This is a genomic window from Limibacter armeniacum, assembly GCF_036880985.1.
In the GTDB taxonomy this organism is placed as follows: domain Bacteria; phylum Bacteroidota; class Bacteroidia; order Cytophagales; family Flammeovirgaceae; genus Limibacter; species Limibacter armeniacum.
This window is the reverse complement of record NZ_JBAJNO010000008.1, coordinates 132,733-145,623: the sequence shown is the minus strand read 5'-3', so window position 1 is coordinate 145,623 and position 12,891 is coordinate 132,733. Positions and strand designations below refer to the sequence as shown.

General features: G+C 40.0%; 9 protein-coding genes. 3 read left to right on the top strand and 6 right to left on the bottom strand.

The genetic code is table 11. The annotated features are described in order from the left end of the window. Positions 1-96 precede the first annotated feature (96 nt). The 4 genes from V6R21_RS06545 to V6R21_RS06530 form a co-directional block, all read right to left on the bottom strand. Positions 97-717, bottom strand: coding sequence for a DUF4230 domain-containing protein (locus V6R21_RS06545; protein ID WP_334241940.1), 621 nt, complete (start codon positions 715-717; stop codon positions 97-99). Between the two features lie 133 nt (positions 718-850). Beyond that, entirely contained in the window at positions 851-2,209 is a 1,359-nt protein-coding gene (locus tag V6R21_RS06540; RefSeq protein ID WP_334241938.1) for a PP2C family protein-serine/threonine phosphatase, read from the bottom strand. Between the two features lie 140 nt (positions 2,210-2,349). Then, positions 2,350-3,021 carry a DUF6989 domain-containing protein gene (locus V6R21_RS06535; protein WP_334241936.1) on the bottom strand — a complete coding sequence of 224 codons (672 nt, stop codon included), beginning with the start codon at positions 3,019-3,021 and terminating at the stop codon, positions 2,350-2,352. A gap of 26 nt (positions 3,022-3,047) precedes the next feature. After that, a complete protein-coding gene (locus tag V6R21_RS06530; protein WP_334241933.1) occupies positions 3,048-4,853 on the bottom strand; it encodes a hydroxysqualene dehydroxylase in 1,806 nt (601 codons plus the stop codon). 1,416 nt (positions 4,854-6,269) lie between these two features. On the opposite strand from V6R21_RS06530, the gene V6R21_RS06525 reads away from it, so the two are divergent. Further along, positions 6,270-7,655, top strand: coding sequence for a right-handed parallel beta-helix repeat-containing protein (locus V6R21_RS06525; RefSeq protein WP_334241930.1), 1,386 nt, complete (start codon positions 6,270-6,272; stop codon positions 7,653-7,655). Positions 7,656-7,729: 74 nt separating this feature from the next. Here V6R21_RS06525 and V6R21_RS06520 read toward each other — a convergent pair whose 3' ends face one another. Beyond that, positions 7,730-9,955, bottom strand: coding sequence for a 7TM diverse intracellular signaling domain-containing protein (locus tag V6R21_RS06520; RefSeq protein ID WP_334241928.1), 2,226 nt, complete (start codon positions 9,953-9,955; stop codon positions 7,730-7,732). A gap of 249 nt (positions 9,956-10,204) precedes the next feature. Between V6R21_RS06520 and V6R21_RS06515 the strand changes: the two genes are divergently transcribed. Then, positions 10,205-11,419: an exonuclease SbcCD subunit D C-terminal domain-containing protein gene (locus V6R21_RS06515; protein ID WP_334241925.1), complete on the top strand. Its 1,215-nt coding sequence runs from the start codon at positions 10,205-10,207 to the stop codon at positions 11,417-11,419. A gap of 54 nt (positions 11,420-11,473) precedes the next feature. Here the strand turns inward: V6R21_RS06515 and V6R21_RS06510 are convergent, their stop codons facing one another. After that, complete coding sequence (locus V6R21_RS06510; RefSeq protein ID WP_334241924.1) at positions 11,474-12,214, bottom strand: nitroreductase family protein; 741 nt, start codon at positions 12,212-12,214, stop codon at positions 11,474-11,476. 275 nt (positions 12,215-12,489) lie between these two features. Between V6R21_RS06510 and V6R21_RS06505 the strand changes: the two genes are divergently transcribed. Then, positions 12,490-12,858: a winged helix-turn-helix transcriptional regulator gene (locus V6R21_RS06505; RefSeq protein WP_334241922.1), complete on the top strand. Its 369-nt coding sequence runs from the start codon at positions 12,490-12,492 to the stop codon at positions 12,856-12,858. The last annotated feature ends 33 nt before the right edge of the window (positions 12,859-12,891 follow it).

The window sequence follows — 12,891 nt, the reverse complement described above, 5'->3', positions numbered from 1 at the left end:
CTTTATACATCTTTAGTCACAAAGAAATAAAACCAATGTAAACACTGCGTTGAGGAGAATTCAAGGATTGATCAATAAACCACTTTTCTTGTCAACTTATCTTTTTTGTTGCTCCCAAGGTTGTGCCTGCGGTTCAAAGGTCAGTATTACAGATTTCCCTGTAATATTCTCCAGTAATGGTTTCAACATTTTCTGGGCATTACCACGCGTTTCTTCCAGTAGTCCCTCATCCAATGCGGCATGCAAAATGCGATTCTCTCCCTCTTTGTAGGCTTCATTCACCAACTTGGTCTGGTTCATAAAAGCCCCAATAGACTTATCATACACTTTTGTCTTTTTCATGTCAAGCTTATAATAACACACCTCTGGTGCAGGAAGGTTGACATACATCGTATCTTCTGTCAGGTTCATCGTTACTTTGTCTCCTGTGAGCTTTGTCAAGTCTACACAGCCAACAGCCTCACCCCTTGCGACCATAAATACTTCCTGATCGGGCATATACCAAGGGTTTTCATCCTTAAAAGTAATTACATCTGCTATGTTAAACTTTACAAGCTCCAACTTACCCAAAGCCTCAACCTTACTGACAACAGCATCTGTTACACTTTGGGCAGAATAACGCTGCTGTAACTCATACTCCTGATAGTACTGCCTACCTACCAGCAAAGCCAATACAGCTACCAGCAACCACGGAAAAAGTTTCTTAAATTGATTCATGTATTAAAAAGTTATCTGTTGTATTTAAAAATAGAACAAATGCAGTTCATTACTTGTCTACTCTAGTATCTACAAAGCAAAAAAGAGACCCTTATCGAATCTCTTTCTTGCAATATTACTCCTGATCAAATCATCAGATTTGCACTCCAATGACCAATATATCATCCAGCTGCTTGTCGTATCCTTTCCACTCTTCCAGTTTCTTAATAAGGGTTACCTTCTGTTCATCCATTGGTAACTTATGAATTTCATAAAGCAGTTCCCTGAAGCGTTTTGACATAAACTTCCGATTATTTTCTCCGCCAAACTGATCCTGATAACCATCTGAATAAATATAGAAAGTGGTCGGTTTGTCCAAAGGAAGTTCAAACTTATCGAAAATAGGCTCTTCCTTGTACAGGTTTCCTCCAATTGGGAATTTGGACCCTTTCACAACTTTCATCTCACCATCCTGAATGTATACCAATGGGTTTTTAGCCCCCGCATACTCCAGTACTTTTCGCTCATCATCAATTACGCATATGGCAATATCCATCCCATCCTTATTCTCATTATTATTCTGGTCCAGATCCTCCTTAATGGTCAAGTGAAGCTGATGCAGAATCAGGTTTGGAGATGTAATATTTCTCGTTTTGACGATCTCATTAAGCTTCTGAGTACCAATCATACTCATAAATGCCCCTGGTACACCATGACCTGTACAGTCAACGGCTGCAATAATGGTCTTATAACCAATGCGGGCAAACCAATAGAAGTCACCTGAAACGATATCTCTTGGCTTATAAAGGACAAAGTGATTCTTCAAGCCACGCTGAAGTCGTTTCTCAGAGGGTAATGATGCGTTTTGAATTCGCTTTGCGTAGTTAATACTGGCGGTGATGTTATTGTTGTGCTGTTCCAGCAAGAAACTTTTCTTATGGATATCATCTCTCTGTGCTGCAATCTCTTCTGCTTGCACTTCTAGTTCCTCATAAGACTCCTGAAGTGCATTTTGGGCAACATCCCTTTCTTTCACAAAAATAAGGTTCAAGAAAAAGATGATCAGTGGCAAGCCTGCCAGACATTGTATAGCAAAAACCGTCAAATAAGATGCATCATAATATAATGGAAGGCTCATGCCAAACATCTCACCAACACCTAACGCTATAATGGCTATTGTACATAGAATTGCCCAACAAATTGCCGATAACTTATTGGCTAATAGAAGGCCTGCAACAGGAATTGAAGACAGCCATGGTAATACAGGCGATTCAATACCTCCTGAAAGAACTACTATTGACAGTTCCATTACAAATGAAAATGCCAGCAATATGTTACCAATGGTGACGAGACCAAGGCTTGTCCGAAGCAATAAAGGCAATAAGAAATATAAAGCCGTGGCTCCAAGCATAATTGTTATACCTAAATCGAATGCCACAAAATGACATAAAGCAGCATAGCTACAGGTAAACAAGGAAATGAGTAGAGATGCCCTCGCTATTCGCCTAGCCATCTCCAACGATTTCTTATCATACTTATATTGGACCGTCAACATTTCTATTACCGTCCTCAACATCTTAAAAATCATTGCAATATTCTTAATCTATATAGACAATACTATTTAGCTTCTACTAACGTCTAGGAGTACCATATCTAGTTTGCGATCAGGTAACCAATATAATAGCTACCCCAAATCCACAAGCCCATTACAACTCCTGCTGGTACAATCCAAACAATTGACTTTTTGAACACTATCTCTCTGATCATTACAGGCAAGACCAATGACAATAATGCCTCTCCTATTATGATCAAGTATGGAGTGTAAAAAATCATATGCCCAGGATCATTATAATACCACCAGCAAGCTCCATAAGCAGAATACTCATATAAAGGAATTACCAAACCACCTAAGGCAGCAGCCAAAAGACATGCTTTCCACATTCCCATCCGTTTTGCCTTTTGCCAACCTACAAAACCAATTTGTGTCAGTACTGTAGCCCAAGCAAACGGCATATAAATAGGAGATGCCATAATAGAAGGCCCTTTCTCATATTCCAATATCTTAATTGTATTTACAAGCCAGTTATCTGCAAAAAGCTCTGCAAAACCAGCTACCAAAGCAAATACCAATAACTTTTGTAAAAGTACATCCTTATTAATAATACTTATTATAACAAGAGATGAATATACTCCAAATGCTAATAAAGCAGCAGTGTGCCATCCTGTACAGAAAAATGAGTTTGAGAAGATTCCCAATACTACCACTGCCAAAGTAACATATATCGCTTTTGACGATTTTATTTCTAAACTCGGGTGCGTATCCATATCAACTTCTTTTCAAATTTCTTACGTTAAGCCAACCACTTTTCTTTGATATAATTCATTCTGTGCAAGACGCTGAATAACTTCGGTACATACTTGTTCCAAGCCATTCCTTTGTCATATCTGCGCTTATCCAACCATCTGAGAATTGCCAATACATTTGGCTCATGCAAATCCCAGATTTTACAGTAAGGCGCACTAATCCCTGCCTTATCAATTATATTGTTTACAGCTCTCCTAGCAGCTTCGTTGGCCCCTTCCATGGTCGCCAAGTCAGTATAGGTTCTAACGTAATCTGATGCCAGATACAGGTTATCAACACGCGTGAATGCTTCAGGTCTTAAAGACCATGAATTAGCCTTATTGACTAGCAACGGCTCTTCGTTAAATGACTTGAACACTTTACGTGCTGCGGCTGCGACTGACTTTTTCTCAGCTACTGCCACTACACCTTCTGCTTCAAACTCATTTTCTACGGACTCATCGTCATCAAACACAATATCTCTGTCCAAGTACCAGTCCAAGAGCATTTCATCATTTAGCAGACATTCTCCATCGCTATCAATCAAGCTTTTCTTGAGTTGAGCCCAAACTTCCTGCTTGATTTCTTCCTTGGTACAGTCTTCCGCCTTCTTTCCAAATAAGATACCTGGAGTAGTCCAGTCAGACACATCGACAGAAAGAACTCCCTTCACTTTTCCATCTCCATATTCAGAGATATCAAAACCATCCCAAAACTGTAACTGGGAAATTGAAGTGAGCGCCCAAGGAGTTGAAGTATACATCACATGACCATGGGTCATTTTTACATCTTCATCCAAATAAAACTGAATCCCCGTCATCCACGCTACATCATCCGCCAGCTCTTTGATGGACTCCAGCATAGGGTCAATCGCGATCAAATCATCTGTGAGCAAGTCACTCATCTTCTCAACAGGCAAAGCTGATATATAGTAATCGCCAGTGACAGTCTTCTCTTCACCATCAGTCGACATCACTTTCACACCAGTTACTTTACTGTTCTTCACATCACTTTCAATAGAAAGCACTGCATGCCCATGGAAATACTTAACACCTTTTTCCTTCAAGTAATCTCTCCAAGGATATAACCATGCATCATTGGTAGGAGCATTAAGTACTCGATCTGCGTGTGCCTCTGGATTTGCCATTAAGAATAACAGCTGGAGCAATATATCTCCTCCAGTTTTAGTACTTACTTCTTTGGGTTTTGCAGCAACCAAAGTTCTTGTTAAACCTCCAACAAAATACTCTCTATATGCCTCACTATGGTGGTCTGCGTCTGTAAACTCCCACCATCCCATTCTCTCATAAACCTCTTTCCTTCTTTCCTTACAACTGGTCATCAACTGCCAGATCTTGTCTGCCATTGCTTCCTTGTCGCTATCGGAAAGTCCCATATCTGAATGCATAATGGCATTCACCAAAACACCAAGATCCTTAAATGATTTAGGGAAGTTTACGAGTGTAATAAGAGGGGCTTTATCAAAACGTGCCATCATTACCCTATCTGTAGGGACAAGGTTATCTAACACACCATTTTTGTTCCCTTTGAATGGAATCCTACGCATGGTATCGGTAATATGCTTATAGAAGCCTGGAAAAAACCTAAATCCATGCTCTCCGGGTAAGGCTTTGCGGGGAATGCCATTTACTTCTCCATGAGCAGAGTGCGGTACATCTACACTACGTGCTTTACCGCCTACATATTTGGGTTGTTGTTCGTAGACTTCAACATTGAAACCACGTTCTATTAGTTCATGGGCAGCGCTCATACCCGCTACTCCTCCACCGAGAATAATTACTTTCGGGGTCATTTTTAGCTATTTGTTGTTTAGTTCTTGGAATTGAGTTATTAGCTGTCTACACTTTATTTCAAAAAAGCTATTCATTCAAAAAAAGCTATAAAGTGCATTCTATTTTTAATGGACTAAATATAGTATTATTATATAGTATGTCTATATCTTACAACTTATAAATGACAGATATTATTATTCTTAGGTAGGATATATCATTACCAATTCCCTTAAAATGACACCTCAATCATAGATGTCTACAAGCTAGTGTTAAAAGGTCTATACTTTATTAAAAAGAAACCAACCTGTAACTAATTTGTCCATCAATCCTTTTAACCATTTAATTGACAAGTAGAATTTACTCTCCAAATCAAAAACCTGTTCACTTGATACAGTCTCCCAAAAGATAATGGGACTATTATAAAGTAAGTATTGCTAATACTATTTGAAGCTCCTTCTATATATACATTGCCATTGCACTACCTACTCTCAACCACCTATCGTATCCTTACTACATATTAGCACAGGTCATTGACCTATAAAGAAGGACTTCTCTAACAGCCTCCTACCAACAACACTAAGACTACACCTTGCAATATTTTCTCTATTGAATACAGATGAGAGGAAAAATCCCTTTCCCCTACCTTCTTTTTTCAATTTTTTTTCAGCCAAAGTGTTAATTCCTTTTCACACTATTAGAATAGTATAACTAAGTCTAAACATTTATACATATTGTTATAGGAATAGTGATATTTCAAGTCGGAAAAAGCTAAAAAGCTCATCTCCATTTTTGAATATATTAAGCAACATTACATTGATTTACAAACCATTACCATTCACATCGTTTAACGTTTCTTAAGATTTGGGTTGTAGGGTGAGTCTCCCACACAATTGTACTATGAGTGTAAAACGTTGAACATATCCGATCTAAAGCTTAATGATTATGATTGGAATTACTGTTGAAACGGTCAATAATTTAAGAATAGAAAGATTGTATTTCACTTAACGAAGTGAATTGAAAAAGTTCAGCAAACTCAATCGATAAGGTTTGCTTTGGTTTCATTAAAATTTAGCTCATGATTTTTGGAAGAATTTATTTCACTAAAATCAGAATGACTAAAGAGTAAATAGTTTTCAATCTTAAGTCTTATATCTAAACAAACGTAAACAGAGAATTAAGACATTTATATGGTATGCAATCTGCGGCCATGCTTTCTAAAAATTGACAAACAAGCTTCAACTTTTATTGACTTAATTTTTTGCCAAATGGCAGATACTTCTAGTCGTTAGTTCTGAAGCAATTTAAAACAAGACTTTAAATCTCAACCATACCCTGGAAAATCAATTGGCGTCAGTGCAGACTTATGTCGAATTGGGCTGACGAAAGCACCTTCTTGTGCCTAATCCGTGAAATTTCTAGGAATATTTCAAAAAAATATGGAAAAGACACTAAAAAAATTACTCGTTTCTACATTGTTTATTGGTTCAATTATGTCATGTTCAAACGAGAAAGACCCATTAGAATCAACTATCACTCCTGAAAATCCTGAAGTAACGCTTCCTAACGATTCTACAGAAGTTACCAACCCTGATTCAACTGTAGTTGTTGAACCTGGTGACTCAGTAGCTGTTGAGCCAGCTCCTCCTGTAGATGTTGAACTGACTGAAACACAAGTTTTATTAGACGGAAAAGCTGTTGAAGTAACTTACTGGATTGAGCCAGGCCAATCTTCTGTGAATGGTAACGATATCCCTGCGGGTTCTGTAGTAGCCTTCAGACCAAGCGCAACTCCAAGAGGAAGACTTTACTTCAACTACCTTATTGGTACTGAAAGCAAGCCAATTACGATCATCAACAAAGATCAGGTAGTAATTGCAGGTACTGAAAGCGGTAAACACGCGGTAGGATTTATCGGATGTCAGAATATCAGAGTTTTGGGTAGTGGTAACCCGAACATCAAATACGGTATCCACATTGCTGAGTCTGGTTCAAGTGGTATGACATTCGACCAGAAATCTACAGGCGTTGAAGTAGCTTACGCTGAGATTGAAAACACTGGCTTCGCTGGTATCCTTTGTAAGACAGATAACGCTGGTAGTGGATGGACAATGAGTAACATCAAATTCCACCACAACCACATCCACGATACACACGGTGAAGGTATCTACCTTGGTCAGACAGCTGTAGCGAATGCGCACCCAATCAAAAACGTACGTATCCACCACAACCTGATCCATGATACAGGATGGGATTTGTTCCAGGTAGCTAACGTAACAGGTGACATTGAGGTGTACAACAACACAATGATCAACGGTGGTAAAGAGAATGAACCAATGCAGAACCAAGGTTTCCAAATCGGTGACTGGAGTACTGGTAAATACTACAACAACATTGTTTCTGGTTCAAAATCTAGATTCCTGTTCATGAAAGGTGGTCATGACATCGACCTTTACAACAATTACTTCTCAAGCGTTGAGAGTGATTCGGAAGGTACATTCCTGAAAACCGAAGCGAAGTATGTGACTAGTGCAGTACTGGATATCCATGACAACTGGTTCAGAGATTACCAAGATGTACTATTCAAGTCAATGATCACAGTACACGAGGTTCGTATCCATGACAACAAGATCAATCCAAGAAATAACAACGGTCAGTTCATCGTATACAGCAGTGGTGCTAGCGATGCAAACCACAAGATTGAAAACAATCCTGTGACTAACCTACCGGCTATCGAACTGAACAGCGACTACACTGTGAAGTCTGGTTCTTACTACGATGGTTACAGTCTTGGTTACGAAGCAAATGATAACGCTTACAACTAATATACTATACTAATAAATCAAAAAGGTGCTGGTTCCATTATGGAGCAGCACCTTTTTTGTTGTTGGCTAATAAACTAGTTATTTGTGATACCTATTGCTTTATCTGGAGATTTCACTAGCTTTACAGGCCCTACTTTTATACCTATCACCAGCATATCATCCACCTGCGTTTCACCACCTTCTTTCATCCACTCCTCCATCTTTTTCTTCAATAGGTCAGCCTGCTCCTCCAGTGGGAAGAAATATACTTGCTGTAGCAGTTCCTTAAAGTTACGGGACAAGAACTTACGTTTATCTGCTCCCCCAAACTGATCCACATAACCATCTGAGAAAATATAGAATGTGGTCGGGACATTCAGGTCTATTTCATGTACGACAAAACCAGAATCACTCTCCAGTATACCACTACCGCCAAGTGAAATCCTATCCCCTTTTATCTCCTTGAAATGTCCTTCCTGAAAGAGGTAAAGAGGATTTTTCGCTCCTGAAAAATACAGTTTACCTGCTTCGTAGTCTATCATACAAAGTGACATATCCATCCCGTCCTTGTTCTGTGTTTCCTTCTGGTTCAGCAATTCACGAATACGGCTATGCATCCTGTTAAGGATCTGAGACGGGTGATGGATTTTCTCTGACTTGACCAGCTGCTCCAGCAAACTGAACCCTACCACTGACATAAATGCACCAGGTACACCGTGTCCTGTACAGTCAGTTGCTGCAATAAACGATTTCCCATTTTCATGATGGCACCAATAAAAATCACCACTTACAATATCTTTTGGCTTAAAAAACACAAAAGCTTCAGGGAAAATATTTCTGATCACCTTGACATCAGGCAGCATGGCATCCTGAATACGTTGTGCATAATTGATACTATCAAGGATCTTTTTATTCTTTTCAGCAATCATCCCTGCCTGTCTCATGATTTTGTCATTCGCCTCAGACAAGTGGTCATGCTGACGTTGCAACTCTTCTTTCTGGTTCTCGATTTCCTTTGTCCTGACCCTTACCCTACTCTCCAACTCTTCATTCACTTTCTGTTGGAGATCCTGATTTTTCTTCAGCTGCTCAATCAGTGAAGTCTGCGCTTTCTGTTTTTCTCTTTCATTCTGACGAATACGATGTCCCAATCCCAATGAGAAAGCGATAATTTCCAATACCAAACCAACCTGTACCAGATAATATTGCTCCGTTAATACACCTATAAATGCCCCTATCCATACCTGTAATGAACCAATGACAAAGTAAATCATCAGGACATTTCGGATTTTCCACAAGACACCTAACGTCACAAAACCAAACACGACAGAGGCTAAGAACAAGTTGGTGTTTATTATGTTATTGAGGTATTCATTGCCTGTAAAGTAGGCTATCCCCATTTCGGCCAAAAAGGCAATTCCGCACAACAGTACTACACCAACTACTACCTTATTCCATTTTGGAAGTTTCCTTTTGAACTCCAGAAACTCACTCATAAACAAGAGGTACATTGCAGAGGCCAGTATGGAAGATGGCCATATGTACTTAGCCAAATAAGGTACTTCAGGGATCAGGTAAGTATGGATAAAACGGGAACGGTACATAAAGTATACCGCTGCCAACATCAAATAAATAGCATAATAAACATAGACCCGATCACGGCTCAACAATGCAATCAGGGCATTGTAAATCGCCATCACACAGATCATTCCCAGAAATATTCCTTCCCAAAGGCTTCTGTCAGAGTTTTCTTCCTGCTTCTTCGTACTCCAGTATGTATAATCCTGAAAAGCCATTGGCAGCTCCAATGGGTCATAGTGGGTATTGCGCAAACGTACATACATGATGTATGACTCTCCCGGATAAAGGTCTAACAAAACACGGTTGTGCTGATCTATAATCGATCGGTGACTTGCTTTCAGGTAATAACCTGACCTTGCATGATAGAACCTACCTGTACCTGATTCAGGAGCATAATAAACCTCCATCTCACACGGAGAAGAAAGCCCTCCCTTCAGCATATGCAAAGTCCACTGTGTTTGTGAAGTGTTATTATGTAACGCAATTTTCACCCAAGCCGTTAATGCCCCCTCTATTGGTTTTATATCCTGAATTAGTTCTTTTCCTTTTTCGCTCCAGTCAACTGCAAGTACTTCATCCAAAGTCATGGCACTGGAGCTATCTACAAAGACCTGTCCGCTTGCAATAGTCGTGGAGTCACTTTGTTGTAGCTCAACTGGGAAGGCTGTTATAAACTGCCCGACTGAGAAATGTGCTATAAGAAGTAATAGCGCTGTAGCAAATATCCTACTGCGTAACATAAAATGGTTCTAGTTTTTGGGTAAAGTCTCTAGCTAAAATGATTGTAATTAAGCAGCATTCTGAGCTGTATTATACAAATAATTCCTACAATAATAAATGTTAATATATTAAGATCATATTACTCAATTGACAAATACACCAGTACCCATACACATTTATGGAAGTTCAGTGTCTGGAGCATTCGATAGTGATTTTATAATTTCACGCTTATATTTATGGGTTAAGAGATTACCTTCAATAAAAAACTTATGAAAATTCTGCATACATCCGATTGGCACCTTGGACATAAACTACTGGATAACAGCCAACATGAAGAACAGCAAATGTTTCTCGACTGGCTGTTGAAGGTTATTGTACAGGAAAATATCGATGTACTGCTGATGTCTGGAGACCTGTTTGACACCTCCAACCCTTCACATCAATCTCAGGAACAGTATTACAATTTCCTGAAAGGACTACGGAACACCCAATGTTACCATACAGTCATAACGGGTGGTAACCACGACTCTCCCGGAACGCTAAATGCACCAAAGAGAATTCTTGACCTGCTCAACATCAGTGTGGTCGGTAAGGCTACAGAAGACCCTGAAGATGAGATCATCCTGATCAAGGATAAAGCAGGAAACCCCGTACTGGCTGTTGCCGCTGTTCCTTACCTACGAGATCAGGACATCCGGTTGGCTGTACAGGGTGAAACATTTGAACAGATAGAAACTAAATACAAAAAGGCGTTGGTCAACCACTACCAACAAGTTGGCGAAGCCATCAGTCAGCATAAGGAAAATGGACTGCCTACTATCGCTATGGGGCACTTGTTTGCCATTGGAGGCAGCACAGCCGAAAGCGAGAAACAAATCTATGTAGGTAACTTGGGTCACATCGGAGCAGAAAATTTCCCTGAAGTTTTTGACTATGTAGCCTTAGGACACCTCCACCGTCCGCAGGTTGTTGGCAACATGCCGCATATCCGTTATTCTGGTTCACCCATTGCACTTAGTTTCAGTGAAGCCCGTGACACCAAGAAAGTCTGTATTCTGGAAACTGAAGGTGATAAAGCTGTTCTGACCAAAGAACTGACTATCCCTACCTTCAGACCATTGCTAAAGCTGAAAGGCAACCTTGAGGAAGTACAGGCACAGATCAAGAGCTATTCTGAAGAACACCTGTTAAGACCTTGGGCTGAGGTGGTAGTCAAACTATCTGCCTATGACCCAAAGATTACAGACAAAATCTATGAAGCAGCCCAAGGTGCCCAAATGGAAATCCTGAAGATCAGTACAACTGGCATTGCTTCCCAACACTACGAGGACAGCATTTTTGAGGGGAAGCAATCATTGCAGGAACTTACACCTGAAGAGGTTTTCAGGAAAAAATGTGAGATGAGGCAGTTTGACCTCGACAGCAATCCTGACATCCTGGATGCTTTTCAGGAACTATATACCGCCATATTGGACAATGAATAAAAAAAGACTCTTGGGTATACTCCAAGAGTCTTTTTTATAAATAGCCTTAACTGCTTATACGGTCTTAACCACTTTCTCGTAAGGAACCCTGTGGCGCTTGCCCCATACACCTTCCGGTTTACCTTTACCACAAGCGATCACCATTGTCACTTCATCCGAGCCTTTAAGCTTGAGCAGCTTTTTCAACCTTACGCTGTCAAAACCTCCTAGCGGACAAGTATCATAGCCTTGTGCTTTCATCGCATACATAAAGGTCATACTCGCCAGTGAGTTAGAGCCGTGAATGGTAGCCAGTATATCACTTTTGCCTACTTCCCTAACCATCGGCTTGCTCAGACCAATTACGGAAGCCATCACCTTTCTGATCCTGCCAATAATACCGAATGCATCACTGCGGTACACCATTGGCATCAGCTTACCATAATACTGTTTTACCCTTGCAAACCTGTCAGACGTTTCGCCGTACTCTTCAGCCAGCTTGTTATAATTGAAAGCAGCACGTTCCTTCCATGCATTGGCACGACCTACCACCACTACAAATTCTGAGGCTGTTTGAGCTGCAGACTGGTTCAGCAATATAGGTACCATCTTCTTTCTCATCTCTACCGAACGCACCCTTATAAACTCCCACATCTGCATGTTGGAGCTGTTAGGTGACAGCAATGCTGCCTCCAGTGCTTTTTGAACGATCTCTTCGGGCATCTCATGCTCAGTATCAAATACCCTGTATGATCTTCTGGCTTCAATAATGGTTTCAAAGTCAGCCAATGTTGCTACTTCATGTACTTCACTCATGCTCTGTATTTATGCTTTAAATCGTAATCATTGATTGTCTTCACAGAATGACATTTTTATTCAAACGAACATTGAACAGTCATTCATTATAACAATCATTATCTTCTTTTTATCTTATTAATTAAGCTTTATTTGTACTTTGCTTTAATTACAAATAATCACTTAGTTACTTTTAGTAACTCAAAGGTAAAGGGATGAATACTCCCACACAATAACTAACCACTAAGGTATAGAGTTACCTCTAGGTTATAATTATTGATTTACAGCAGATTACAATGGAAAAAAAAGCGGACATCGTGGAGAAGTACCTTGACCCAGATTACTGTCCCGGCAGATATATTCTGGAAAGGTTAAGTGACAAGTGGACCATGCTAGTTATTCTGATGCTGAAGGAAAATGAGGTAAGGAGATTCAGCGAACTGCAAAAGTCCATTGGGGAAATATCCCATAAGATGCTAGCCACCACCCTCAAAAAACTGGAAGCTAGTGGCTTGGTGGAAAGGAAGGTTTACCCACAAGTACCTCCAAAGGTAGAATACCGGTTATCCAATTTGGGTAGAAGCCTCTTTCCCCTTATCAAGCAACTGGTGGAATGGTCACATGAAAACAAAGCAGAGATTGAAGCCAATAGACCTAAGGTCTAACCTACTATAACGCCGCAGAAAGTCCCATTTCTT